This window comes from Stenotrophomonas sp. ATs4, assembly GCF_051861585.1.
Lineage (GTDB): Bacteria > Pseudomonadota > Gammaproteobacteria > Xanthomonadales > Xanthomonadaceae > Stenotrophomonas > Stenotrophomonas maltophilia_AS.
The window spans coordinates 525,320-550,659 of record NZ_JBLYPK010000001.1; the positions used below are offsets into that span (position 1 = coordinate 525,320).

The 25,340-nt window shown below is 67.4% G+C and carries 24 protein-coding genes and 1 pseudogene; 14 read left to right on the top strand and 11 right to left on the bottom strand.

Annotated elements, in window-relative coordinates; genetic code table 11:
• Positions 1–34 precede the first annotated feature (34 nt).
• Together ABR323_RS02515 and xerD are read right to left on the bottom strand one after the other, a co-directional pair.
• Positions 35–823, bottom strand: a complete 789-nt coding sequence (locus ABR323_RS02515) for a DsbC family protein (protein WP_439448071.1) — start codon at positions 821–823, stop codon at positions 35–37.
• A 100-nt stretch (positions 824–923) separates the two neighbouring features.
• A complete protein-coding gene (gene xerD / locus ABR323_RS02520) occupies positions 924–1,901 on the bottom strand; it encodes a site-specific tyrosine recombinase XerD (RefSeq protein ID WP_439448072.1) in 978 nt (325 codons plus the stop codon).
• Positions 1,902–1,957: 56 nt separating this feature from the next.
• Here xerD and ABR323_RS02525 point away from each other — a divergent pair, with 56 nt between their 5' ends.
• The gene (locus tag ABR323_RS02525) at positions 1,958–2,449 is read left to right on the top strand and encodes an RDD family protein (protein WP_439448073.1); all 492 of its coding nucleotides are present in this window, start codon (positions 1,958–1,960) and stop codon (positions 2,447–2,449) included.
• An 83-nt stretch (positions 2,450–2,532) separates the two neighbouring features.
• Here the strand turns inward: ABR323_RS02525 and lptG are convergent, their stop codons facing one another.
• Both lptG and lptF read right to left on the bottom strand, forming a co-directional pair.
• The gene (lptG, locus tag ABR323_RS02530; RefSeq protein ID WP_439448074.1) at positions 2,533–3,639 is read right to left on the bottom strand and encodes an LPS export ABC transporter permease LptG; all 1,107 of its coding nucleotides are present in this window, start codon (positions 3,637–3,639) and stop codon (positions 2,533–2,535) included.
• A complete protein-coding gene (lptF, locus tag ABR323_RS02535) occupies positions 3,636–4,718 on the bottom strand; it encodes an LPS export ABC transporter permease LptF (RefSeq protein WP_439448075.1) in 1,083 nt (360 codons plus the stop codon). The genes lptG and lptF overlap by 4 nt, the downstream gene beginning before the upstream one ends.
• A gap of 104 nt (positions 4,719–4,822) precedes the next feature.
• On the opposite strand from lptF, the gene ABR323_RS02540 reads away from it, so the two are divergent.
• The 5 genes from ABR323_RS02540 (at position 4,823) to ABR323_RS02560 (ending at position 10,864) form a co-directional block, all read left to right on the top strand.
• Positions 4,823–6,301 carry a leucyl aminopeptidase gene (locus ABR323_RS02540; protein WP_439448076.1) on the top strand — a complete coding sequence of 493 codons (1,479 nt, stop codon included), beginning with the start codon at positions 4,823–4,825 and terminating at the stop codon, positions 6,299–6,301.
• Positions 6,302–6,383: 82 nt separating this feature from the next.
• Positions 6,384–6,809, top strand: coding sequence for a DNA polymerase III subunit chi (locus tag ABR323_RS02545; RefSeq protein ID WP_135272244.1), 426 nt, complete (start codon positions 6,384–6,386; stop codon positions 6,807–6,809).
• A 19-nt stretch (positions 6,810–6,828) separates the two neighbouring features.
• Positions 6,829–7,020: a YqaE/Pmp3 family membrane protein gene (locus ABR323_RS02550; RefSeq protein ID WP_012510005.1), complete on the top strand. Its 192-nt coding sequence runs from the start codon at positions 6,829–6,831 to the stop codon at positions 7,018–7,020.
• A gap of 33 nt (positions 7,021–7,053) precedes the next feature.
• Positions 7,054–9,882 (top strand): valine--tRNA ligase, encoded by a 2,829-nt coding sequence (locus tag ABR323_RS02555; protein WP_439448077.1) that lies wholly within the window; start codon positions 7,054–7,056, stop codon positions 9,880–9,882.
• A 160-nt stretch (positions 9,883–10,042) separates the two neighbouring features.
• The gene (locus ABR323_RS02560; RefSeq protein ID WP_439448078.1) at positions 10,043–10,864 is read left to right on the top strand and encodes an EamA family transporter; all 822 of its coding nucleotides are present in this window, start codon (positions 10,043–10,045) and stop codon (positions 10,862–10,864) included.
• A 72-nt stretch (positions 10,865–10,936) separates the two neighbouring features.
• On the opposite strand, the gene rimI is transcribed toward ABR323_RS02560, so the two are convergent.
• Genes rimI through pssA form a run of 3 tightly spaced genes read right to left on the bottom strand, consistent with a single transcriptional unit; the run spans position 10,937 to position 12,707 of the window.
• Positions 10,937–11,434 carry a ribosomal protein S18-alanine N-acetyltransferase gene (gene rimI / locus ABR323_RS02565; RefSeq protein ID WP_439448079.1) on the bottom strand — a complete coding sequence of 166 codons (498 nt, stop codon included), beginning with the start codon at positions 11,432–11,434 and terminating at the stop codon, positions 10,937–10,939.
• Complete coding sequence (locus tag ABR323_RS02570; RefSeq protein WP_439448080.1) at positions 11,431–11,934, bottom strand: hypothetical protein; 504 nt, start codon at positions 11,932–11,934, stop codon at positions 11,431–11,433. Before ABR323_RS02570 ends, rimI begins: the two co-directional genes overlap by 4 nt.
• Entirely contained in the window at positions 11,931–12,707 is a 777-nt protein-coding gene (gene pssA, locus ABR323_RS02575) for a CDP-diacylglycerol--serine O-phosphatidyltransferase (protein ID WP_046983850.1), read from the bottom strand. The genes ABR323_RS02570 and pssA overlap by 4 nt, the downstream gene beginning before the upstream one ends.
• 80 nt (positions 12,708–12,787) lie before the next feature.
• Between pssA and ABR323_RS02580 the strand changes: the two genes are divergently transcribed.
• The 3 genes and pseudogenes from ABR323_RS02580 to ABR323_RS02590 form a co-directional block, all read left to right on the top strand.
• On the top strand, positions 12,788–13,171 hold the full coding sequence (locus ABR323_RS02580; RefSeq protein ID WP_439448081.1) for a DUF4124 domain-containing protein: 384 nt from the start codon (positions 12,788–12,790) through the stop codon (positions 13,169–13,171).
• Between the two features lie 577 nt (positions 13,172–13,748).
• The gene (locus ABR323_RS02585) at positions 13,749–15,452 is read left to right on the top strand and encodes a proline--tRNA ligase (protein WP_439448082.1); all 1,704 of its coding nucleotides are present in this window, start codon (positions 13,749–13,751) and stop codon (positions 15,450–15,452) included.
• A 222-nt stretch (positions 15,453–15,674) separates the two neighbouring features.
• Positions 15,675–16,052 (top strand): annotated as a pseudogene (locus ABR323_RS02590) (H-NS histone family protein); the annotation flags it as partial.
• A gap of 86 nt (positions 16,053–16,138) precedes the next feature.
• On the opposite strand, the gene ABR323_RS02595 reads toward ABR323_RS02590, so the two are convergent.
• Positions 16,139–17,398, bottom strand: a complete 1,260-nt coding sequence (locus ABR323_RS02595) for a threonine/serine ThrE exporter family protein (protein WP_135272233.1) — start codon at positions 17,396–17,398, stop codon at positions 16,139–16,141.
• 92 nt (positions 17,399–17,490) lie between these two features.
• On the opposite strand from ABR323_RS02595, the gene ABR323_RS02600 reads away from it, so the two are divergent.
• Genes ABR323_RS02600 through ABR323_RS02615 form a run of 4 tightly spaced genes read left to right on the top strand, consistent with a single transcriptional unit; the run spans position 17,491 to position 21,009 of the window.
• Positions 17,491–18,612 carry an MlaE family lipid ABC transporter permease subunit gene (locus ABR323_RS02600; RefSeq protein ID WP_439448083.1) on the top strand — a complete coding sequence of 374 codons (1,122 nt, stop codon included), beginning with the start codon at positions 17,491–17,493 and terminating at the stop codon, positions 18,610–18,612.
• Between the two features lies 1 nt (position 18,613).
• Positions 18,614–19,441, top strand: a complete 828-nt coding sequence (locus tag ABR323_RS02605) for an ABC transporter ATP-binding protein (RefSeq protein ID WP_135272231.1) — start codon at positions 18,614–18,616, stop codon at positions 19,439–19,441.
• Positions 19,442–19,444: 3 nt separating this feature from the next.
• Positions 19,445–20,371 carry an MlaD family protein gene (locus tag ABR323_RS02610; RefSeq protein WP_012509998.1) on the top strand — a complete coding sequence of 309 codons (927 nt, stop codon included), beginning with the start codon at positions 19,445–19,447 and terminating at the stop codon, positions 20,369–20,371.
• Entirely contained in the window at positions 20,368–21,009 is a 642-nt protein-coding gene (locus ABR323_RS02615) for an ABC-type transport auxiliary lipoprotein family protein (protein WP_439448084.1), read from the top strand. The genes ABR323_RS02610 and ABR323_RS02615 overlap by 4 nt, the downstream gene beginning before the upstream one ends.
• A gap of 112 nt (positions 21,010–21,121) precedes the next feature.
• Here ABR323_RS02615 and ABR323_RS02620 read toward each other — a convergent pair whose 3' ends face one another.
• Complete coding sequence (locus ABR323_RS02620; protein WP_439448085.1) at positions 21,122–21,709, bottom strand: alpha-ketoglutarate-dependent dioxygenase AlkB family protein; 588 nt, start codon at positions 21,707–21,709, stop codon at positions 21,122–21,124.
• 118 nt (positions 21,710–21,827) lie between these two features.
• Between ABR323_RS02620 and ABR323_RS02625 the strand changes: the two genes are divergently transcribed.
• On the top strand, positions 21,828–23,882 hold the full coding sequence (locus ABR323_RS02625) for a glycoside hydrolase family 99-like domain-containing protein (protein ID WP_439448086.1): 2,055 nt from the start codon (positions 21,828–21,830) through the stop codon (positions 23,880–23,882).
• A 38-nt stretch (positions 23,883–23,920) separates the two neighbouring features.
• Here ABR323_RS02625 and ABR323_RS02630 read toward each other — a convergent pair whose 3' ends face one another.
• Both ABR323_RS02630 and ABR323_RS02635 read right to left on the bottom strand, forming a co-directional pair.
• Positions 23,921–24,553 (bottom strand): CoA transferase subunit B, encoded by a 633-nt coding sequence (locus ABR323_RS02630; RefSeq protein ID WP_054170964.1) that lies wholly within the window; start codon positions 24,551–24,553, stop codon positions 23,921–23,923.
• A gap of 1 nt (position 24,554) precedes the next feature.
• Positions 24,555–25,286, bottom strand: coding sequence for a CoA transferase subunit A (locus ABR323_RS02635; RefSeq protein ID WP_049434964.1), 732 nt, complete (start codon positions 25,284–25,286; stop codon positions 24,555–24,557).
• Positions 25,287–25,340: the final 54 nt, after the last annotated feature.

Sequence of the window (25,340 nt, forward strand, 5' to 3'; positions counted from 1 at the left end):
CGGTAGCGCCGGGCCATGCCCGGCGGTGTTCTGATCAGCGCTTGGCCGACAGTTTCTCCAGTGCGGCTCGCAGCTGCGCCGGCGGCAGGTAACCGCCCAGCTGGGTGCCGTCCGGGGCAAAGATCGCCGGCGTACCGTTCACGCCCAGCTGCTGGCCCAGTGCGTACTGCATCGCCACCGGGTTGGTGCAGTTCTTGGCCGGCACACTGCCACCGCGCTTGGCGTTGGTCAGCGCCTGGCGGCGGTCGGCCGCACACCAGACCGAGATCATGTCGGTGTAGTCCTTGCTGCCCAGGCCCATGCGCGGGAATGCGAGGTACTCAACGCTGATGCCGTTGCGGTTGAGCTCGGCGATGTCCTGGTGCAGCTTGCGGCAGTAGCCACACTCGATGTCGGTGAACACGCTGATGGTGTACTTCGCGTTCGGCGCGGCAAACACGATGCGGTCACCGTGGTTGGCCTTGGCCAGCAGGTCGCGGCGATAGCCCAGCAGGCCTTCGCTGTTGGCCGGGCCCTTGGCACGGGTGTCGTAGGGCTGCGACTGGAACAGGTAGCGGCCGTCATCGGACACGTACAGCAGCTGGCCGGAGACCACCACTTCGCGGAAACCCGGGAACGGCGCGGCGCCGATGTAATCCACTTCGAAACCCGGATTCAGCGCGGTCAGCGCGGCACGCACGGCCTGGTCGGCCGAGCCGTTGGCAGCCGGGCTGGCCGCCTTGGCAGCGGCAGCAGCAGGTGCCTTGGCCGCCGGTGGGGCCGGCTGGGCGCAGGCAGTCAGGCTGAGCGCACCGAACACGGCGGCGATGGCAAATCGGAGCATGGAGCGATCCGCAGCAGAAGAAGACCCCGGATTCTGACACAGCCGCCGCTAACGGGCCGCGACACCGCACACGGCTCAGGCCCGGGGTTCAGCCCTCCGCTCAGCCCCGCGGGTGGTGGCGGGCGTGCAGCTTCTGCAGGTGTTCGCGCGCCACCAGCGTGTAGATCTGCGTGGTGGACAGCGAACTGTGGCCCAGCAGCATCTGCAGCGCCCGCAGATCCGCGCCCCGGTTGAGAAGGTGCGTGGCGAAGCTGTGGCGCAGGCCATGCGGGCTGATCCGCGCCGGATCGATGCCGGCCACCTGCGCGTGGCGCTTGACCAGGTGCCAGAACGCCTGCCGGGTCAACGCATGCAGCGTCGGCTCGATGAACAACGGGGTCTGCCCATCGGCCAAGGCCTGCACCCTGCCCTTGCCGACCAGCTGCGGGCGCGAGTCCTGCAGATAGCGCTCCAGCCAATGCTGCGACTCTTCGCCCAGCGGCACCAACCGTTCCTTGCTGCCCTTGCCGGTGACCCGCAGCACGCCCTGGCGCAGGTTGACCGCCGTGGCCGGCAGCAGCACCAGCTCGCTCACACGCAGGCCGGCCGCATACATCAGCTCCAGCATGGCGCGATCACGCAGGCCCAGTGGGCTGTCGATGTCCGGCGCCGCCAACAGCGCCTCGATCTGGCTTTCGGCCAGCGCCTTCGGCAACAGCCGCGGCAGCTTCGGCGGGTCCAGCAGCGCGCTGGGGTCCTCGCTGCGTTCGCCCCGGCGCACGCCATCGGCGAAGAACGCGCGCAGCGCCGACAGCAGCCGCGCATTGCTGCGCGGCGACCAGCCATGCCGGGTACGCCAGGCCAGGTAATCGAACAAGCCAGCCCGTTCGATGCCGGCCAGGCCGCCCTCGCGCCCATCGGTCCAGCGTGCCAGCCCCTCCAGGTCGCGCCGGTAGCTGTCGAGGGTGGCGCGGGCCAGACCATTCTCGGCCCAGATCGCATCCAGAAAACGCTGGATGCGCACGCTGTCGTCGGCGCGCAGCTCGGGTAGTTGCTGCACCAGCTGGCGGCGTTCGGCGGGGGTGGAAACGAGGGCCATGCGTGCAGGATACGGGGCCGCCTGCGCACGCGGCCAGCATTGCGTATGCTCGGCGCATGTCCCGCCCTGCCACCGACACGGCCACTGCGGCCGCCACCGAGATGCCCCGCCCGCGCGCGCTGCTGATGTGGCGGGTGCTGGCGATGATCTACGACGCGTTGCCGGTGCTGGCGCTGTGGATGCTGGCCGGCACCGTGTTCACCCTTGCCTACACCTTCGATGGCCACGCCCAGCGCGAGAACATCGCACCGTTCAGTGCCTGGCAGTGGCTGCTGTGGGCGGTGTGCTGGGTGATCACGGGGTGGTACGCGACGGCGAGCTGGCGCCGCGGCGGGCAGACACTGGGCATGCGGCCGTGGCGGCTGAAACTGCACTCCAGCGATGGCGCGCCGCTGCGGCGCAGCCAGCTCTGGCTGCGCTTCGCAGTGGGTACGCTGTCCCTGCTGCTGGGCGGACTGGGATTCTGGTGGGCATGGATCGACCGCCAACGCCTGACCTGGCACGACCGCGCCAGCGGCACCCGACTGGTGCGCATGCCCAAGCGGTGAAATGCCCTGGTTTGCGGTTGGCCATGCCCGGCGGACATGGCCAACCGCAAACCGCCGCCGGGCATGGCCCGGCGCTGCCGGAATCAGCCCGACTTGCGCCGGAACAGCAGCCCGGACACCGCCAGCATCACGATGGGCGGCAAGGCATAGGCAATGCGGTAATCGAACTTCAACGCACCGGCCATGCGGCCGAAGAACAGCTGCAGCAGCCAGAAGCCCAATGCGAACAGGATGCCCAGGAACAGGCGCTTGCCCATGCCGCCGCTGCGCAGCGAGCCGAACGCGAACGGCACCGCCGCCAGGCACAGCGCCAGCACGTTCAGCGGATAGAACCAGCGGCTCCAGTACACATCCTCATAGTCGCGCGCATCGAGCCCATTGCGCTCGCGGTACTCGATGCTGGTCCGCAGCTCGGCCACACTGAGGTTGCGCGGCTTGGCGATGCCGGTCGCCAGCGCACCGGCATCCAGCTTGGAATTCCATGGCTCGCGTGCCACTTCCTCACGCGTGGCCGAACGTTCGCCGAACGTATCGCGACGCACACCGGTCAACACCCAGCCGTCGTTGTCGTGCTCGGCGGTTGCGGCATGGGTCAGCGATGCGATCCCACCGTTCTCGGCGATGCGGTACAGGCGTACGTCTCGCAGGATCAGCCGCGTGCCCTTGTCACCCACCAGCTGCTCTTCGCCACCGGCGGCACTGAGGAAGGTGTCGCCCTCGCGCGCCCACAGCCCGGAGTAGCGTGCGGTGGAAATGTCCTGGCCCCATTTGGCGCTGGACTTCAACGCATCGGCACGGTCCTGGCCCCACGGGCCCAGCGTCTCGGCGCTGAGCACCATCACTGCGGTGAGCAGTGACAACGCGATCGCCACCGACACGCTCAGGCGCTTGCGTGACAGCCCCAGCGCACGCAGCGCGGTCAGCTCGGACGTTGCCGCCAGCTGGCCCAGGCCCATCAGCGCGCCGATCACCGCCGCGGTCGGGAACATGGTGTAAGCGCGGCGCGGCACCGTGTACAGCACCCATGCCGCGGCATGGCCCAGCGAGTAGCCGTTCTTGCCGATGTCCTTGAACTCGCCGGAGAACGCCATCACCACGTCCAGGCCGACCAGCACCGCCCAGGTCAACAGCACCGTGGTGAATACCGACTGGCCCAGGTACAGATCGAAACGCATCGGGCGCAGCCTCATGCGCGGGCTCCCTTCGGACGGCCCAGGCGGCCATCACGTGCATACATCCAGATCGCCAGCCCCAGCAGCGGCAGGGTCAGCCACCACAGGCCGAGCTCGGCCGGGATCTTGCCGGTGGCAATCCAGCCGCTGCCGATGAACATCAGGTTGGTGCCGACCATGTAGGCCAGCAGGGCCAGCATCATCCGCCCGTAGCGCTGCTGGCGCGGCGAGCTGCGGCCCAGCGGCACGGTCAACAGGGCGAAGGCCAGCGCGATCAGCGGTGGGGCCAGCCGGCGATGCAGCTGGGCCTGGGCCTGCGGCCGGGCATCGCCGAACAGCTTCGTGGTCGGCATCAGCTCCGGATCGTTCTCGGTGCGGGTCTGCGCGCCGTCGGGCAGGGCCACGTCGTTGCGCGCAAAGGTCGCCAGGCGGTAATCCAGCCCACCGGCTACGGGGCCCTCCACCTGGTGCCCATCGTCCAGCTCCAGGAAGCGCTGGCGGGCGCCTTCAAAGAACATCCGGCCACCGGCGGCAGACACCACTTCGAGGCGGTCGCCCTTCTGCCGCTGCAGGAACACCCTGCCCAGCCGGGTGCCATCGGGCGAGATCGAGGACAGGTAGACCACGCCGCCATTGGGCAGCGGGGTGAACCGGCCCGGCTCAAGGCCGGCCATCAGCACACTGCGGTTGGCCTCGATGATCATCTGCTCGGCCACCCGCCCAGCCCACGGCCCCAGCCACAGCGAGCAGGCGCCCACCACAGCCACGACCGGCAGAACCAGCATCAGCAGCGGCCGCAGCAGGCGCTTGGGGCCCACGCCTATGGCAGTGATGACCGCCATTTCCGAGTCCCGGTACAGACGGGCGACCGCCAGCAGCAGGCCCAGCATCAGCGCCAGCGGCAGGATCAGGGGCAGATAGGCGATGAACTGCAGGCCCAGCTGCGAGAACAGCAGCTTGGCCGGCAGGCGCCCGTCGGCGATGTTGCCGAGGATGTCCACCAGCACGCCGCCCACGCTGACCACCAGCAGGACGATCAGGGTAGCCAGGAAACTCTGGACGAAATCGCCCAGCAGGTATCGGTCGAGCTTCAACATGGGGCGGTGGTTTAAACTCTGGGGTTCGTTCGCGGTGCCGCCCAGTCTACTGTCTGGGCGTAAACGGTCCGCGATTGTACGGACTTGCCAATGGAATCTGCTCAATGGCTCTCGAATTCACCCTGAACCACCTCGCCGCGGCTTCGGCCGCCGTTGATTGCCTGGTCGTCGGCGCCTATGCCGACCATACCCTGACTGCGTCCGCGCAGGCACTGGATACCGCCAGCGGCGGCCGCCTGGCCGCGCTGGCCCAGCGTGGCGACCTGTCCGGCAAGACCGGCGCCACCACCCTGCTGCACGACCTGCCGGGCGTGACCGCCCCGCGCGTGCTGGTGGTCGGCCTGGGCGAAGCGGCCCGTTTCGGCGTGCCGCAGTACCTGAAGGCCGTGGGCGACGCGGTGCGTGCGCTGAAGGCCGGCGCCGCCCGCAGCGCGCTGTTCACCCTGTCCGAGGTGGCGGTGAAGGACCGCGACGCGGCCTGGGCGATCCGCCAGGCAGTGATCGCCGCCGATCACGCCGCTTACCGCTACACCGCCACCCTGGGCAAGAAGAAGGCCGACGACGCCGGCCTGGCCCAGCTGGCCATCGCCGGTGACGACGCGCAGGCCCTGGCCCAGGGCCAGGCCATCGCCGCCGGTGTCGAGTTCGCCCGCGAACTGGGCAACCTGCCGCCGAACTACTGCACCCCGGCCTACCTGGCTGAAGTGGGCGTGAAGTTCGCCGGTGAGCACGACGGCGCCGAAGCCGAGATCCTCGACGAGCACCAGATGGAAGCGCTGGGCATGGGCTCGCTGCTGGCCGTGGCCCGCGGCTCGGCCAACCGCCCGCGCCTGGTCGTGCTGAAATGGTCCGGCGGCGGCGACGCCAAGCCGTACGTGCTGGTCGGCAAGGGCATCACCTTCGATACCGGTGGCGTCAACCTGAAGACCCAGGGCGGCATCGAAGAGATGAAGTACGACATGTGCGGTGGCGCCAACGTCATCGGCACCTTCGTCGCCGCGGTCAAGGCCAAGCTGCCGCTGAACCTGGTGGTGGTGGTGCCGGCGGTGGAAAACGCCATCGACGGCAACGCCTACCGCCCGTCCGACGTGATCACCTCGATGTCGGGCAAGACCATCGAAGTGGGCAACACCGATGCCGAAGGCCGCCTGATCCTGTGCGATGCGCTGACCTATGCGCAGCGCTTCGAGCCGGCCGCGCTGGTCGACGTCGCCACCCTGACCGGTGCCTGCCTGGTCGCCCTGGGCCACCAGACCGCCGGCCTGATGACTAAGCACGACGATCTGGCCAACGAGCTGCTGGCCGCCGGCGAGCAGGTGTTCGACCGCGCCTGGCGCCTGCCGTTGTGGGACGAATACCAGCCGATGCTGGATTCGAGCTTCGCCGACGTCTACAACATCGGCGGCCGCTGGGCCGGCGCAATCACCGCTGGCTGCTTCCTGTCGCGCTTCGCCGAAGGCCAGCGCTGGGCCCATCTGGACATCGCCGGCGTGGCCAGCGACGAAGGCAAGCGCGGCATGGCCACCGGCCGCCCGGTCGGCCTGCTGAGCCAGTGGCTGCTGGACCAGGTCGCCCGCGCCTGATGCCGTACCCGACCCTGGCCGGCGCCCGCCGGCCAGGGCCTCGCCCGGCAGCGCCGGGCCCCTGCCTGACCCGGACCCTGCCATGCCCCGCGCCGACTTCTACCTGATCGCCAAGCCCCGCTTCCTGACCGAGCCGTTGCGCCTGGTCTGCGAGCTGGCGCGCAAGGCCAACGACGCCGGGCTGTTCACCCTGGTGCTGGCCCGCGACCAGGCCCAGGCCGAGGAGCTGGACGAGCTGCTGTGGGCGTTCGACAACGATGCCTACATCCCGCACCAGATCGCCGGCGAGGACATGGACGAGGAAGAAGCCCTGGTGCTGATCGCCGTACCCGGCACCGAGGCACCGACCCGTCCGCTGGTGATCAATCTGCGTGATGAACCGTGGCTGGGCGAGTGCGAGCGCGTGCTGGAAGTGGTTCCGGCCGACCCGGAAGCGCGCGAACCGCTGCGCGAACGCTGGCGCCAGTACAAGGCCGCCGGTTACGACCTGAACAAGCACGACATGTAAGTACAGCGAGGACCCCTTGATGCGCCTGCTGATCGCCCTGATTCTTCCCTGGCTGTCCTTCTTCACCATCGGCCGGCCGTTTGCCGGCATCGTCTGCCTGATCCTGCAGATCACCCTGATCGGCTGGCTGCCCGCCGCGATCTGGGCCGCCTACGCGGTCAGCCAGTACCACACCGACCAGAAGATCCGGCGCGCCCTCGGGCCGCGCTGATCTCCCTCCCGCCTTGATTACCGGTTCCCCCGCATGACCCAACTCGCCTCCAGCTACGACCCGAAGTCCTTCGAGACCGACCTCTACGAGGCCTGGGAGAAGGCCGGCCACTTCAAGCCGTCCGGCACGGGCGAGCCGTACACCATCCTGCTGCCGCCGCCGAACGTGACCGGCACCCTGCACATGGGCCATGCCTTCCAGCAGACCCTGATGGACGCACTGGTGCGCTACCACCGCATGCGCGGCTACGACACGCTGTGGCAGGTGGGTACCGACCACGCCGGCATCGCCACCGAAATGGTGGTAAGCCGCAACCTGGCGCTGGAAGGCAACGGCGAGACCCGCGATTCGCTGGGCCGCGAAGGCTTCATCGGCAAGGTCTGGGAGTGGAAGCAGCAGTCCGGCGACATCATCGAACGCCAGATGCGCCGCCTGGGCACATCTGCCGACTGGTCGCGCAGCACCTTCACCATGGACCCGCAGCCGTCGGCGGCAGTGAACGAGGCCTTCGTGCGCTGGTACGAGCAGGGCCTGATCTACCGCGGCCAGCGCCTGGTCAACTGGGACCCGGTGCTGAAGACGGCAATCTCGGATCTGGAAGTGGAGAGCGCCGAGGAAGACGGCTTCCTGTGGTCGATCGCCTACACGCTGGATGAGGGCCTGAGCTACGAGCACGTCGAGCGCGATGCCGACGGCGTGGAAACCCTGCGCGAAACCCGCGACTACCTGGTCGTCGCCACCACCCGCCCGGAAACCCTGCTGGGCGATACCGCGGTGATGGTGCACCCGGAAGACGAGCGCTACGCGCACCTGATCGGCAAGAGCGTGGTGCTGCCGCTGACCGGCCGCCGCGTGCCGGTGATCGCCGATGACTACGTCGACCGCGCGTTCGGCACCGGCGTGGTCAAGGTCACCCCGGCGCACGATTTCAACGACTACGAAGTGGGCGTGCGCCACAGCCTGCCGATGATCAACCTGTTCACCCCGGTGGCGGCGCTGAATGAAAACGCGCCGGAGCGCTTCCAGGGCCTGGATCGCTACGCCGCCCGCAAGGCCGTGCTGGCCGAACTGGAAGACCTGGGCATCCTGGTCGAGACCAAGGCGCACAAGCTGCAGGTGCCGCGCGGCGATCGTACCGGCCAGGTGATCGAGCCCTACCTCACCGACCAGTGGTTCGTGAAGATGGACGATCTGGCCAAGCGCGGCCTGGAACTGGTCGAGGACGGTTCGATCTCGTTCGTGCCGCCGAACTGGATCAACACCTACCGCCACTGGATGAACAACATCCAGGACTGGTGCATCAGCCGCCAGCTGTGGTGGGGCCACCGCATCCCGGCGTGGTTCGACGACGCCACCGGCAACTGCTACGTCGGACGCAGCGAAGAGGAAGTGCGGGCGAAGCACAGCCTGGGCAGCGACGTGGTGCTGAACCAGGAAAGCGACGTGCTGGAGACCTGGTTCTCCTCGCAGCTGTGGCCGTTCTCCACCCTGGGCTGGCCGAACGAGCAGGCGATGGCCGAGCGCGGTTTCGACCGCTACCTGCCGTCGTCGGTGTTGATCACCGGCTTCGACATCATCTTCTTCTGGGTGGCCCGCATGATCATGGCCACCGACAACCTGGTCGGGAAGATCCCGTTCAAGGACGTCTACTTCACTGGCCTGATCCGCGACGGCCAGGGCCAGAAGATGTCCAAGAGCAAGGGCAACGTGCTCGATCCGCTGGACATCATCGATGGCATCACCATCGACGATCTGGTTGCCAAGCGTACCGGCGGCCTGATGCAGCCGAAGATGGTGGAGAAGATCGAGAAGGCCACCCGCAAGGAATTCCCGGACGGCATCGCCGCCCACGGTGCCGACGCGCTGCGCTTCACCATCGCCGCGCTGGCCACCCACGGCCGCGACATCAAGTTCGACATGAACCGCGCCGAGGGTTACAAGAACTTCTGCAACAAGCTGTGGAACGCCAGCCGCTTCACCCTGATGAACACCGAGGGTGCTGCGTTCAACGGCGTGCCGACCCCGCGCACCGATGCCGAGCGCTGGATCCTTTCGCGCCTGGCGGCGGTGTGCACCGAGGCCCAGGGCCACTACGCCAACTACCGCTTCGACCTGCTGGCGCAGTGCCTGTACGAGTTCGCCTGGAACGAGTTCTGCGACTGGTTCCTGGAACTGAGCAAGCCGGCACTGAACGGTGCCGACGCGGCCGATGCCGAAAGCACCCGCCACACCCTGCTGTACGTGCTGGAAGCGCTGCTGCGCCTGCTGCACCCGCTCACCCCGTTCATCACCGAACAGCTGTGGCAGCAGCTGGCCCCGCGCCTGGGCCTGGCCGAGACCACGCTGTCGCTGCGTCCGTACCCGACCGCCGCCGAGTTCGAAGGCGATTTCGCCCAGGCCGAGGCCGACGTGGAATGGCTGAAGGCCGTGATCAGTGCGGTGCGTCGCGTGCGCAGCGAACTGAACGTGGCCCCGTCCAAGCAGGTGCCGCTGCGCCTGCAGGCCGGCCTGGAGCAGGACCGCGTGCGCATCGAACGTTTCAGCGCATCGCTGTCGTTCCTGCTGAAGCTGGACAGCATCCAGTGGTTGGCGGAAGGCGAAAGCGCACCGCCTGCCGCCGCCGCGATTGTTGGCGAACTGAAGCTGCTGGTGCCGCTGGAAGGCCTGGTCGATCTCGATGCCGAGCGCGTGCGCCTGGACAAGGAAATCGCCCGCGTCGAAGCCGAAAAGGAAAAGAGCGAGACCAAGCTGGCCAAGTTCACCGACAAGGTGCCGCCGGCGGTGGTTGAGCAGGAACGCGTGCGACTGGCCGACTGGAACACCCAGCTGGCCGGCCTGCGCGAGCAGCGCGCGAAGCTGTAACACCGCGCTGGTGGGTGCGGACCTCGGTCCGCACAAATGCAATGTGCCAACCAAGGTTGGCACCTACCACGGCGGGAGAGGTGGGCACCCACCGAAGCGGAATCGGAAACGCCGGGCAATGCCCGGCGTTTCCATTTCCCCGGCATGGCATCATCGCTGGATGCCTCTGTCCATCTTCCTGCTGGTTCTCGCGGCTGCGGCACTGCATGCCAGCTGGAATGCGATCGTCAAGCGCGGACCGGACAAGTTCCTCGGCACCGTCCTGGTCACCGGCAGCGCCGCACTGCTGTCCGCTGCCGCTCTGCCCTTCCTGCCGTTACCGGCCGCGCACAGCTGGCCCTGGCTGGCCGCCTCGGTGCTGCTGCAGGTGACGTACTACGGACTGGTCGCGCGCTGCTACCAGCAGGTCGACATGAGCCTGGCCTACCCGCTGATGCGTGGCAGCGCGCCGATCCTGGTCGCACTGGTGGGCACCCTGTTGGGCGAGCAGCTGCCGGCTGCCGCATGGCTGGGCGTCGTGCTGGTGAGCACCGGCATCCTGTGCATGGCACTGGGTGCTCGTAGTGGCCAGCTGCGCCTGCCACTGCTGACCGCAGCGATGATCGCCACCTATACGCTGGTCGATGCGCAGGGCGCGCGCCAGTCCGGCAGCGCGCTCAGCTACACACTGTGGTTGTTCCTGCTGTCGGGCATTCCGCTGCCGCTGTGGGCGCTGTACACGCGGCGCGGCGCGGTGCTGGCCTATGCGCGCCAGCACTGGCCGTTGGGCCTGGCCGGCGGTGCCGGCACCACCGCTTCCTACGCGATGGCCTTGTGGGCCATGACCCAGGCGCCGGTGGCGATGGTCTCGGCGCTGCGCGAATCGTCGATCCTGTTTGCGCTGCTGATCTCGGTGTTCCTGCTGCGCGAACGGATACCACGCGCACGCTGGCTGGCGGCGGCGTTGATCGTAGGTGGGGTGTTGGCGTTGCGGTTGGCGTGAGCAGAGCGTGCCAACCCAGGTTGGCACCTACCCTACCGGTAGTGCCGGCCGCTGGCCGGCAACCATTCCCCGCTACAACGGCGGCATCGCCTGCAGGTCGCCGTGGACCAGTTCGATCGCCATCACCACCGCATCCTCGCGGCCCTGTGCGGCCGGGTAGTAGCGCGGTCGACGGCCGATCTCGTTGAAGCCTTCGCTGTGATACAGCGCCAGTGCAGGCGCATTCGAAGGCCGCACTTCCAGGAACACGCGCTGCGCACCCCGGTCGCCGGCCAGTTGCACCAGCGCACGCAGCAACTGGCGACCCAGGCCACGCGACTGCGTCGACGGGTCGATGCAGATGTTCAGGACATGTGCCTCGTCGGCGGCGATGCTGAGCATGCCGTAGCCGATCAGCTGACCATCACGCTCCATGGCCAGGCCGGGGTAACCGGCACGCAGGCAATCCACGAAGATGCCGCGGGTCCACGGAAACGGATAGCCGCGCACCTCGATCGCCATCACCACCGTGAGGTCGCTCTCGCGCAGCGCGCGCAGGCTGATCGGACCGGGCTGCCGGACCGCACTCATGGCATGCCCCGCTTGCGCAGGGCGCGCAGCTGCGGCCACAGCGCACGTTTGGCGGCCGGATCGTGACGCAGCTGGTCCAGCGGCCAGCTCTCCATCAGTGTCTGTGTCGCCGGGTCGTTGGGATTGCAGCCAGAGGCCCGCAACAATGCGATCTGCAGGCGATCCGGCAGGCGTACCACCGGCTGCCGTGCATTGCCGATGGGCAGCGGGCGGACCGGCGCAGGGGCGGTATCAGGTGCAGTGACCGGCGTCTCGCGGCGCGGCGGTGCCGGGGGTTCCGCGCGGGGTGCGGGGATCGCTTCGGCGAGATGCTCACGCGTGGCTGGACGGCTTGCCCGCGTCGGTTCCGCTGGCTGCGCGGCCTCGGCTTCGGCCACGCTCAACTGCAGCGCGGCATCCAGCTCAGCGGCCAGCTGGCCGTCGCGATAGACGGTGTAGCCCATGGCCTGCAGCCAGGCCTGCTGGGCCGATGACCACAGCACGGGCAGATCCTGGCTCACGCGGCCTCGGGCTTCTTGCGCAGGCGCTGCACCGCCCACATCACCGGGCCGGACAGGGCGTACAGGATGCCGACCGCAAACAGCACGCGGGGCAGATCGATCACCGCGATGGCGATGGCAACCGGCACCAGCGCCAGCACCAGGAACGGCACCCGGTCTGAACGACCGCCCTTGGCAGCACCGCCCTTGAAGCTCCAGAAACGGATGCGGCTGACCATCAGCAATGCCGCGACGATCGTCACCGCCAGTGCCACATAGCGCAGCTGGTTGCCGTCCCAGCCAAGGTTGCCATCGGCAAAAGCCCAGACGAAGGACATCATCAACCCGGCCGCGGCCGGGCTGGCCAGGCCGACGAACCAGCGCTTGTCGACCACGGCTACCTGGGTATTGAAGCGGGCCAGGCGCAGCGCCGCGCAGGCCGCATACAGGAAGGCCACCGCCCAGCCGACGCGGCCGAGCAGCGGGTCATCGAACTTCAGCCACGACAGCGACCAGTGGTACATCACCAGCGCCGGGGCCATGCCGAAGCTGACCAGGTCGGCCAGCGAGTCGTACTGCACGCCGAATTCGCTGCTGGTACCGGTCAGGCGCGCCACGCGCCCGTCCAGGCCATCCATCACCGCCGCCACGAACACGGCGATGCTCGCGTTGACGAAATCCCCGTTGGCCGCGGCGATGATCGCGTAGAAGCCGGCGAACAGGCCGGCGGTGGTGAACAGGTTGGGCAGGAGATAAATCGTGCGCGAGCGCGGCGGCGGTGTGATCGGGTCCATGGAATCCAGTTTAATCGACTTGCCAGTGGTCGGCGGCAATGCTGCAATCGGCGTTCTACGCCCATTCCGTGGAGTTTGCCATGCGTGCCCTGTCCTGCCTTGGATGCCTGCTGCTGTTGGCCAGTGCCAACGCCGTGGCTGGCCCGGTCTATAAATGGAAGGACGCCCATGGCGTGACCCAGTATTCGGAGACCCCTCCGGCGGGCAAACAGTACGAAACCCGCGAGCAGGCCCGGAGCCCCCAGGCCCCCGCGTCGGCCACGCCCGCAGCCCCCGAGGCCACGCCGGTTTCCGAGCAGTGCAGTACCGCCCGCGCCAACCTGACCCTGCTGGAAGGCACCGGCACCGTCATGCAGGACACCAACGGCGACGGCAAGGCCGATACCGCGCTCAGCCCGGAGCAGCGCACAGCGCAGAAGGGGCTGGCCGAAGCGGCGATCAAGGCGTACTGCCCAGCAGAGTGAGGGTATCGGCAGGGCTTGCAGCCCTGCACCTGCCGAGGCCGAAGCAACGGCAACGGCCAGAGCAGCAGGTATTCCTTGGGGTGGTGGGGCGGTGTGGGTAGGCAGGACACGCCGTAAACCCTTCCATGGGGGCTCGATGGCGCCATCCATGGCGCCAACGGTCCTGCCTACCCACACCGCCCCACCCCTGACAGTTTCCCGATGTCTGGTAGATCCACACCATGCGTGGATGCTCTTCGAATTCAATTCGAGATATTCGATTCCGATGGAGATTCATCCACGCACGGCGTGGATCCATGACAGATCGCGGAAAACTGTCGAAGGCGGGGTGGGTCCGGTTGCGGGGGCGTGAGCCGCATGGATGCGGCGATCGAGGCTACAGGGACGTACTTGCGCCGTCCCCCGCAACCGGACCCACCCCGCCATCCCCAGGAAACCAGCTTCTGCTGTTGCTGTTGAGGTTGCCGGCCAGCGGCCGGCACTACCGCTTCTGCGGGTGCAGGGCGCAGCCCTGCCGATACCCCTCCCCCGGCCGGGCTGGCAGAATAGAGGTCTCTGCCGTTATCCGAAGCCGACGATGCGCCTCTCCCAGTTCCACCTGCACACCACCAAGGAAACCCCCAGCGACGCCGAGCTCACCAGCCACCGGCTGATGCTGCGTGCGGGCATGATCCGCAAGCTGGCATCGGGTCTGTACACCTGGTCGCCGCTGGGCCTGCGCGTGCTGCGCAAGGTTGAACGCATCGTCCGCGAGGAAATGGACCGCGCCGGTGCCGTCGAATTCCAGATCCCGACCATCCAGCCGAAGGAACTTTGGGAGCAGACCGGCCGCTGGCAGAAGTTCGGCCCGCAGCTGCTGAAGATCAAGGACCGCAAGGATCAGGTGTACTGCTACAGCCCCACCGCTGAAGAAGCCGCCTGCGATTTCGCCCGCAGCGAACTGTCCAGCTACAAGCAGCTGCCGGTGAATTTCTACCAGATCCAGACCAAGTTCCGCGACGAGATCCGCCCGCGCTTCGGCGTGATGCGTGCCCGCGAATTCCTGATGAAGGATGCGTATTCGTTCCACCTGCACGATGAAGACCTGGTGCGCGAGTACGAAAACATGAAGGTGGCGTACAGCCGCATCTTCACCCGCCTGGGCCTGGATTTCCGCATGGTGCAGGCCGACTCCGGTGCGATCGGCGGTGACGCTTCGCAGGAATTCCATGTGATCGCCGATTCGGGCGAAGATGCGCTGGTGTTCTCCACGGGCTCGGACTACGCCGCCAACATGGAAGCAGCCATCGCCGCCGATCCGGCTGCGCGCGCCGCGGCCAGCGAAGCGATGCGCAAGGTTGATACGCCCACCCAGAAGACCTGCGAGGAGGTCGCCGCCCTGCTCGGTATCGACCTGCAGCGCACCGTGAAGTCGGTGGCGCTGATGGCCGGCGAAGGCGAGGCCCAGCAGTTCGTGCTGGCGCTGGTGCGCGGCGACCATGAGGTCAACGAGATCAAGCTGGGCAAAGTGGCCGGCCTGGAAGACCAGCGGTTTGCCAGCGAAGCGGAAATCGCCGCACACCTCGGCAGCGTCCCCGGCTTCCTCGGTCCGGTGGCACCGGCCAGGCCGATCCGCGTGGTCGCCGATCGCGAAGTGGCAGCAATGTCCGACTTCGTCGTCGGCGCCAACGAGGCCGGTTTCCACCTGGCCGGCGTCAACTGGGGCCGTGACCTGCCGGAACCGGAAGTGGCCGATATCCGCAACGTGTGCGCCGGTGATCGCGCGCGCGATGGCGGCGAGCTGAAGATTGCCCGCGGCATCGAAGTGGGTCATGTGTTCCAGCTCGGCCGCACCTATGCGAAGGCCCTGGAAGCCACCGTGCTGGACGAGAACGGCAAGGCCGCGGTGATGGCGATGGGCTGCTACGGCATCGGCATCTCGCGCGTGGTGGCTGCCGCGATCGAACAGAACCATGACGAGGCCGGCATCATCTGGCCGGACGCGATGGCCCCGTGGCAGGTGGTGGTGTGCGTGATCAACCCGAAGGGCGATGCCGCCGTGGCCGAGGCATCGGCCAACCTGCTGCAGGAGCTGCACGATGCCGGCCTGGATGCGGCACTCGACGACCGTGGCCTGCGCCCGGGCGCGATGTTTGCCGACATGGAACTGATCGGCATCCCGCACCGCGTGGTGGTGAGCGAACGCGGCCTGGCCGCCGGTACCTACGAGTACCGCTCACGCCGCGCCAGCGAAGCGGAAAGCCTGGACAAAGCCACCCTGCTGCAGCGTCTGCAGGGTTGATCAGGAAAAGACCGGGGCATGCCCCGGTCTTTTTTTACCTGACGCGCATGCGAGCAATATTGCAGCGGACATAATCCGGTCAAAATCGACGCAATGCAGCCGGGATGTCGCCAAGCCCTGTCCTGCCTGCATTTGTGCTCTGATTAATTCATCTCTATTCTGTCCGCCGACGCCATGGACTGGCTCGTCCCGTCCACACATTAGTTTCCGGAGTAACAGTAAATGAGCATTGACCTGACCGGCCTGTCGGCACGCGAGCTGGGCGCCCTGATCCGCACCGCCAAGAAGCAGCAGACCATCGTCGCCAAGCGCCGGCCGATCACCAAAGTCCGCGCCCAGCTGATCAAGCTGGCCAAGACCGAGGGTTACACCATCGAGGAACTGTTCGGCGACGCCCCGGCCCCGCGCGCGCGCAAGGTGGCCAAGGTCTCCAAGGCGCCGTCGAAGACCGCCGGCCGCAAGCTGGGCAAGGTTGCCCCGAAGTACCGCAATCCGGCCAACCCCAAGGAAACCTGGACCGGTCGTGGCAAGCAGCCGCGCTGGATGGCCGAGCTGACCGCCAAGGGCAACAAGAAGCCGGAAGATTTCCTGATCAAGAAGGCCTGAGGCCGGATCGGGTTGCAATGAAAAACGCCGGCGAAAGCCGGCGTTTTTCATTTTTCGGCGTGTGGACCAACGGTCCCCATCTACAGCGTTTTGCGCGCTGGCATCAGCAGGTTGCCGAACAGCAGGCCGGCGACCAGCGCCATCACCACGTTGAGTACAGTCAGGAACACGCCTTGGCCGGCGCCCACGTCCTGCTGCTGGACCAGGGTCAGCACGCCGCGCAGGCTGGTGCTGCCGGGCACCATCATGATGATGCCGGGCAGGCGGATGATTGCACCCGGGCGGCCAACGAGGCGGCCGAACAGGTTGCCACCAGCAGTCAGCAGCATCGCCGACAGGAAGATGCCGGCCGGTGCGCCCCAGGCGTGGCCACCGAACTTGGAGATCGCATAACCGGCCACCGAGGCGGCGATCACCCACGGATAATCGCGGCGGTTGGCCTTGAACAGCATCGCGAAGGCGAATGCCGCGGTCAGCAGCGAGCCCCACTCCACCCAGGGCCCCTGCGGTCGCGTGGCGCGGATCACCGGATCGAGGCCGAGCACGTCGGCGAGGGTCACCGCGATCATCGCGCCGACGCTGAGCTTCATGATGGTGGTCAGCGCACCAGCAAAACGCGCGGTGCCTGACACCCAATGCTGGCTGGCCAGCTCGTTGACCGCATTGGTCAGCGACATGCCGGGCAGCAGCACCACCAGCGAGGCGATGATCACCGTATTGAGGTTGAGTGCCCCGACGAAGGACGCGACCAGGGTGGCGACCAGGCCGGCCAGCAGCGCGGCCAGTGCCTCGGCGGCTTCGCGGGTGGCCGGGCGACGGTCGGTGACCATGCCGAGCAGGCCGATCATCAAGCCGATGACACCGGCGGTCGCGATGTCCAGCCACGGCAGCTTCCACATGCCGGCCACGCCGGCCGCACCAAGCGTGAACGAGAGGATGGTGCGCAGCTTGCCGCGCCGGCCCGGATCCTTGTCCAGCTGGCGCAGTGCGGTATGGCCCTGGGCGATGCTCATCCGCCCGTTGGCTACTTCCTCGGCGATATGGTCGGCGACGCTGAGCTTGTGCAGATCGTTTTCACCTGGCGCCAGGCGGATCACGCGGGTGATGTCACTGGAGCCGATCGCCTGCGCCGGATCGCTGAAGCTGAGAATGATACCGGTGGGATTCGACCACGGTTCACAATCCAGATCGAGCTGGCGGGCCAGTGCCACCACTGCCGTTTCCAGGCGCTGGGCCGTTGTGCCATAGCTGTGCAGGCGTCCGGCGATCTCGGAAACAAAGGCCACGCGCTGCGCGTAGGTGGCCTGGGGCGTGGGGATCGTGTGAGCGTCTGCGGACATGCGCCGTAGTATTACCTAGGCTGAGGCTTACCGGAGAAATTCATCCGAGTTCGACGCGAAGCCCGATACAGAACGGTTATGCTGCGACCCGAATGGCCCAAGTGACCCCGAACCACGCCCCCCAGCTCGAACAGGATGCCCATGACCCGGGCGTGATCCGCCTGTCCGGCACCTGGACCCTCAAGACCGCGCTGGCCGCGGCCGAAGTCCTGCGCGGCGTTCCCGACACGCTGACCGGCATCGATGCCACCGGCATCGAGAAGATGGATTCTGCCGGCGTGCTGCAGGTACTGCGCGTGGCCCATCGCGCCGACCTGGCCGAGGACGCGCTGCAGTTCCGTGCCGACCACCAGGCGCTGGTGTGCACCATCGAAGAAGTGGCCGACGACCGTCCCAAGCCCAAGCGCGACTTCGGCGTGCTGGCCGCACTGGAGCGGCTGGGTGTCAGCGTTCACACCACCGGCCACAACATCAAGGCGCTGTGCAGCTTCCTCGGCGAGAACCTGGTCAAGGCAGCCCGCCTGGTCAAGGAGCCGCGCCGTTTCCGCATGACCGCCACCGTGCACCAGATGGAGCAGGTCGGACTGGACGCGGTACCGCTGGTCGCACTGCTGTCCTATCTGGTCGGCGCGGTGATCGCCTTCCTCGGCTCGACCATCCTGCGCGATTTCGGCGCCGAGATTTACGTGGTCGAACTGGTCAACATCGCTTTCCTGCGCGAGTTCGCCGTGCTGCTGACCGCGATCGTGCTGGCCGGCCGCACTGCCAGTGCCTTCACCGCACAGATCGGTGCGATGAAGGCGCGCGAGGAAATCGATGCGATGCGTACGCTGGGACTGGACCCGATCGACCTGCTGGTGCTGCCACGGTTGATGGCGCTACTGGTCACCCTGCCCCTGCTGACCTTCATTGCGATGGTCGCCGGCCTGGCCGGCGGTATCACCGTTGGCGCGTTCGACCTGGATATTCCGCCGCAGATGTACATCGCCCGCATGCACGACACGATGGAAGTGCGGCACATGCTGGTCGGCCTGTCCAAGGCACCGGTATTCGCGCTGGTGATTGGCCTGATCGGCTGCCTGGAAGGCCTGAAGGTGGAAGGCACGGCGCAGTCGGTCGGCGAACGCACTACCTCCAGCGTGGTGCAGACGATCTCGCTGGTGATCATCATCGACGCCTTCGCGGCGTTGTGGTTCATGCACATGGACTGGTGACATGAGCACGCACCCGACCCCCGAAGAAGTGCCCATGCAGGACGACGACGGCCACGACCTGGCCATCCGCGTGCGCGGGCTGGTCAACAGCTTTGGCAGCCAGACCGTGCACGATGGGCTGGACCTGGACGTGCGCCGGGGCGAGATCCTTGGCGTGGTGGGCGGCTCGGGCACCGGCAAGTCGGTGCTGATGCGCTCGATCCTGGGCCTGCGTGTTCCCGATGCCGGCCAGATCGAGGTGCTCGGCCGCGATGCGCGCGCCGACGATGCCGAGAGCCGCCTGCACATCGAACGCAACACCGGCGTGCTGTTCCAGGATGGCGCGTTGTTCTCCTCGCTGACCGTGGGCGAGAACGTGCAGGTACCGCTTAAGGAGCACCATCGCGAACTGCCCGAACGGTGGCATTACGAGCTGGCGCTGCTGAAGGTGAAGCTGGCTGGCCTGCCCGCCGATGCGATCAACAAGCTGCCCTCGCAGCTGTCCGGTGGCATGCGCAAGCGCGCCGGCCTGGCCCGTGCACTGGCACTGGATCCGCCGCTGCTGTTCCTGGATGAACCCACTGCGGGACTGGACCCGATCGGCGCGGCCGCCTTCGACCGACTGATCAAGACCCTGCAGGAAGCACTGGGGTTGACCGTGTTCCTGATCACCCACGACCTGGACACGCTGTACGCCATCTGCGACCGGGTGGCGGTGATCGCCGACCGCAAAGTGGTGGCCAACGCGCCGCTGCCGGACATCGAGAAACTGGATCATCCGTGGATCCAGGAATACTTCCACGGACCGCGTGCGCGTGCCGCGCGCGGCGAACAGATCGAGAGTGCCTGAGCCATGGAAACCAAAGCCAACTACGTGCTGATCGGCGCGTTCACCCTGATCACCGGCCTGGCCCTGCTGGCCTTCGGCCTGTGGGCCGCCAAGTACTCCTCCGACCGCACCTGGCAGGAATACCGCGTGGTGTTCCGCGAGGCAGTGACCGGCCTGTCGGTCGGCAGCCCGGTGCAGTACAACGGCATCGCGGTCGGTTCGATCATCGAACTGAACCTGGTGCCGGATGACCCGCGCCAGGTGGTCGCACGCATCCGCCTGAACTCGACCACGCCGGTGAAGACCGATACCCGTGCCAAGCTGGCGATCACCAGCCTGACTGGCCCCTCGATCATCCAGCTCAGTGGCGGTACGCCGCAGTCGCCGGCACTGACCACGGTCAACAAGGACCCGGCACCGATCATCCCGACCACGCCGTCGGCGCTGCAGAACATCACCGATGTGGCCAACCGCATCGTCGAGCGCATGGACCAGATCCTCAGCGACCGCAACGTGGCCTCGATCAACGCGACGCTGGCCAACCTGGAAACCATCAGCGGTGGCCTGGCCGACCGCGACCAGGGCACCCAGGCACTGCTGCTCAGCGCGCGTGACGCCGCGCGCAGTCTCGACACCACGCTGAAGACCACCAACGGCACCATCGAGCGCCTGGACAAGAACCTGGTGCAGCAGCTGCCGGGCATCATCGACAAGCTTGACGGCACGCTGGTCAAGCTGGACTCGGCCGCCGGCAACGCCGATTCGATCCTTGGTGAGAACCGTGCTGCCATCAACAGCTTCGCCAACGACGGCCTCGGCCAGCTGGGCCCGACGCTGACCGAACTGCGCGGGCTGATCCGCGACCTGCGCCGGGTCAGCGACCGCCTCGAGAACAACCCCGCGCGCTACCTGCTTGGCCGCGACGCCCCGAAGGAGTTCGAACCCCAATGAGCCCGACCACCCTTCCGCGCCTGCTGCTGGCCGCTTCGATGGTCGCCCTGCTGGGCGGCTGCTCCATCCTTGGCAGCAGCGAAAAGACCGCAGTGACGCTGTACTCGCCCTCGGTGCAGGTGAAGGCCGACCCGGCGTGGCCACAGGCCAGCTGGCAGCTGGTGCTGGCCAAGCCCAGCGCAGCGCGCATGGTCGACAGCCCGCGCATCAATGTGCGGCCGACGCCGTCGGAACTGGAAATCTACAAGGGCGCCAGCTGGGCGCAGCCGGCCACCGACATGATCGAAGACACCCTGCTGCGCGGCTTCGAGGATTCCGGCCGCATTCGCGGCGTGGCGCGCAGCACCGCCGGCATCCGCGCCGACTACAAGCTGTCCACCGACGTGCGCCGCTTCGAATCGGACTACCAGGGACAGGCAACGCCGACAGTGGTGATCGAGCTCAACGCCAAGCTGATCCACGTCGCCGATCAGCGCGTGGTCGCTGACCGCACCTTCCGCCAGTCGCAGCCGGTCGGCAGCACCGACATGCCGGCGGTGACCGCCGCCTTTGAACGGGGCCTGCAGCAGCTGGCGCAGGATGTCGTCGGTTGGACGCTGCAGAGCGGGCAGGCCGACCAGCCGACCGTTACGCGCTGACCGCAGCATTCGCCGGGCATGGCCCGGCGCTACCCCGCACGATTTTCGCCGGCCATGACGCGGCGCCCGCCGCACGGTTCCGGTAGCGCCGGGCCATGCCCGGCGGCAGCCCTCACCGCGGCGTAATCCAACGGAACGTCAGGTTGATCCGCTCGCCCTGCACCCGCGCCATTTTCGGCAGCGCGTGCTGGTAGAACCTCTGCGTCTGCCCCGCCATCAGCAGCAGATCGCCATGGCCGAGCAGATACTCGGCCTTCCGCGCCGGGTCATCGCGCCGGCGCAGCAGGAAGCGGCGCGCCGCGCCCAGGCTCAGCGAGGCAATCACCGGGGCCGGCCCCAGCTCCGGCTCGTCATCGCTGTGCCAGCCCATGTAATCACCGCCACCACGATAGCGGTTCAGCAGCACGCTGTTGAAGCCACCGATGCCCTCCGCCTGCAGGCGCTCACGCATGGCCTGCAATACGGGCGGCCAGGGGTGCGGGACGAATTCAGCACCGGAATAGCGGTAGCGCGCCTGTGGATCGCCTATCCAGCAGCTAAGCCGCGGCGAATCCACCCAGTTGCCGAACATGCGGATGCGATGGATTTCCCAGGGGACTGCGGCCTGCAGGATCAGCAGCAGCGCATCGGCCTCGCCCGCCGGTAACCAGCCCGGCAGGTGCTGAACATCGGCGTCAGGCAGGTCGTGGGGGAAGAGCATGGCCACACGCTAGCATGCCGGCGTTTGCCGTCATGGCCGCCAGCACCGAAAATGGCACCATGACCGTTGCCCAGATGCCGATGTCCGTTTCCTTCCACCTGTCACCGGGCGTCCCCCGATGAGCATGCGCCAAGCGGTGTTCCCGTTGCTGCGTGCCCTGTTCCGGGCGCTGCCATTGTCACAGGCACAGCGCGACCGGTTGCGTACCCGGCTGCTGGCACGGCATGGCGACTGGGTGCCGCCACCACCGAAGGGGCAGCAGGATGACGCCGGCCAGCGCGCCAGCGCGCAGCTGCGCTGGCGGGCGGACGAGGCGGCGATCGGCCACGCACCGTGGCGCGAGGCGGTCCTGCCGTCGCCATCGCCCGCCACGCTGGTGGCCTTCTACCTGCCGCAGTTCCACACCTTCCCAGAGAACGACGCGTGGTGGGGCAAGGGCTTTACCGAGTGGCGCAATGTCACCCGCGCGCTGCCACAGTTCGAGGGCCATATCCAACCGCGGCTGCCGGCGGACCTGGGCTTCTACGACCTGCGCAACCCCCAGGTGATGCGGGACCAGGCACGCCTCGCTGCGGAGTACGGCATCGGCGCGTTCTGCTTCTACTACTACTGGTTCAGCGGCCGCACCCTGATGGAGGACCCGCTGCACCAGTGGCTGGCCGACGACAGCATCGACCTGCCGTTCTGCCTGTGCTGGGCCAACGAGAACTGGGCACGACGCTGGGATGGCCGCGACGAGGACATCCTGATCGGCCAGCAGCACAGCGCCGAGGACGATCTGGCCTTCATCGCGCATGTCGCGCCCTACCTGCGCGACCGCCGTGCCTTGAAGGTCGAGGGCCGGCCGATGCTGCTGGTCTATCGCCCGCACCTGCTGCCCGACGCCCGGGCGACCGCCGAACGCTGGCGCCGCTGGTGCCGCGACAATGGCGTCGGCGAGATCCACCTGGCGTACGTGCAGGGCTTCGAGCGCCCGGATCCACGCGACATCGGGTTCGACGCGGCAGTAGAGTTCCCGCCGAACATGAGCAACCCGCGTTCGCTGTCGGCGCAACAATGGCTGCTCAATCCGGCCTTCAATGGCGATGTGCGCGACTGGCGTGAACTGGCCACCGAGATTGCAGCGCGACCGCTGCCGGACTACCCGCTCTACCCGGGCGTGAACCCAGGTTGGGACAACGAAGCGCGCCGCTCCGGCCGTGGCCGCGTCTACCTGCATGCATCCCCACGCGGCTACCGGGACTGGCTGCGTACCACGATCCATGAACGTCTGGCGCCGGCGCCAGCGAGCCAGCGGATGGTGTTCATCAACGCCTGGAACGAATGGGCAGAAGGCGCCGTGCTGGAACCGGATGCACGGCTGGGTCATGCCTGGCTGCAGGCCACCCGCGATGCGCTCGTGCCTGCTCCGGCACTGCTTCAGAAACCGGCAGTGCATCTCCATGCCTGGTATCTGGAAACGCTGCCGGACGTCCTGTCCGCGCTGCGCGAAGCGGCACTGGACTGGACAATCGTGGTGACCACCCCGGCACACCAGGCGGAGCCGGTGCGGCAGGCCCTGGTGGCGCATGGGCTCGAGGGTGAGGTCATCGCCGTGGACAACCATGGGCGCGACATCCTTCCGTTCCTGGAGGTCGCCGAAGGGCTGCTGCAGACCGGTCACGATGTAGTACTGAAGCTGCACACGAAGCGTTCAACGCATCGCGCCGATGGCGACCAGTGGCGCCAGGAACTCCTGCAACGGCTGGTGCAGGGCGGACGTGCCGCGCGCATCCATGCCGCGTTCCAGGCCGATCCAGGATTGGGCATGGTGGTGGCCGAAGGGCACCTGCTGCCGGTCGCCGATTTTGTCGGTGGCAATGGTCCCGCATTGGCGCGACTGCAGGTCCGGCTGGGACTGGAAACGCCGGTGGACGCCAGCCGTTTTGGTGCAGGCAGCATGGGTTGGTGGCGGCTGCAGGCCCTGCGCCCGTTGCTGGACGCGCATCTGCATCGCAGCGCGTTCGAGGACGAGCAGGGCCAGATCGATGGAACGCTGGCCCATGCCATTGAACGTGTGCTGGGCGCCTGCTGCGAACACGCCAGACTGCGCGTCACGACAGCCGCAGCGTGCCTCGGTGAGGCCGACCCGGAGGCCGGCAGCAATGAATACGCTTACGCCCGACGCAGTTGAGGGCGGAGGGGGCACAGCGCGCCCCTTCCATCCATCGTTCAGCCGCGCTGGAACGCCACGCCGGTCTTTTCCTTCAGCTCGTCATCACTGACGCCCGGCGCCGCTTCCACCAGCTGCAGACCGGCGTCGGTGACATCGAACACGGCGAGGTCGGTGATGATGCGGTCGACCACGCCAACACCGGTCAGCGGCAGCGTGCATTCGGTCAGGATCTTGTGCTCGCCGTTCTTGGCGGTGTGCTCCATCAGCACCACCACGCGCTGCACGCCGGCCACCAGGTCCATCGCACCGCCCATGCCCTTGACCATCTTGCCCGGCACCATCCAGTTGGCCAGGTCGCCCTTGTCGGTGACCTGCATGGCGCCAAGGATGGCCAGGTTGACGTGACCACCACGGATCATCGCGAAGCTGTCGTGGCTGCCGAAGTAGCTGGCACCGGCACGCGCGGTCACGGTCTGCTTGCCGGCGTTGATCAGGTCGGCATCGACTTCGGCGTCAGTCGGGAACGGCCCGATACCGAGCAGGCCGTTTTCCGACTGCAGCCACACGTCCACGCCTTCGGGGATGTGGTTGGCCACCAGGGTCGGCAGGCCGATGCCCAGGTTCACGTAGGCGCCATCGGTCAGTTCGCGGGCGGCACGTGCCGCCATCTCATCGCGGGTCCACGCCATGTCAGTTGCCCTCCGCGCGGATGGTGCGCTGTTCGATACGCTTCTCAGGATGCGGGTTGTGCACGATACGGTGCACGTAGATGCCCGGCAGGTGTACCTGGTCAGGGTCGATGGCGCCAACCGGCACTACCTCTTCCACTTCCACGATGCAGACCTTGCCGGCCATCGCGCAGGCCGGGTTGAAGTTGCGCGCGGTCTTGCGGAACACCAGATTGCCCGCTTCGTCGGCCTTCCACGCCTTGACCAGGGCAACGTCGGCGCGCAGCGCGGTCTCCATCACGTAGTGCTTGCCATCGAACTCACGGGTTTCCTTGCCCTCGGCCACCACGGTGCCGTAGCCGGTGGCAGTGAAGAACGCCGGGATGCCCGCGCCGCCGGCACGCAGGCGCTCGGCCAGGGTGCCCTGCGGGTTGAACTCCAGCTCGAGCTCGCCGGCCAGGAACTGCCGCTCGAACTCTTTGTTCTCGCCCACATAGGACGAAATCATCTTCTTGATCTGCCGGGTTTCCAGCAGCTGGCCCAGGCCGAAACCATCAACGCCGGCATTGTTGGAGATCACGGTCAGGCCCTTGGCACCACTGTCGCGCAGCGCGGCGATCAATGCCTCGGGAATGCCACACAGGCCGAAGCCGCCCACGGCCAGCGTCTGGCCATCGGCGACCACCCCTTGCAGGGCCTCCGCCGCACTGGCGAAGCGCTTGCTGCGCTTGCCGGTGGAAGTCGATTGCTGCATTGCTGTACTACCCTGCACGTTGAGGATGACCGCATTCTAGCTGGAGGGCGGCGA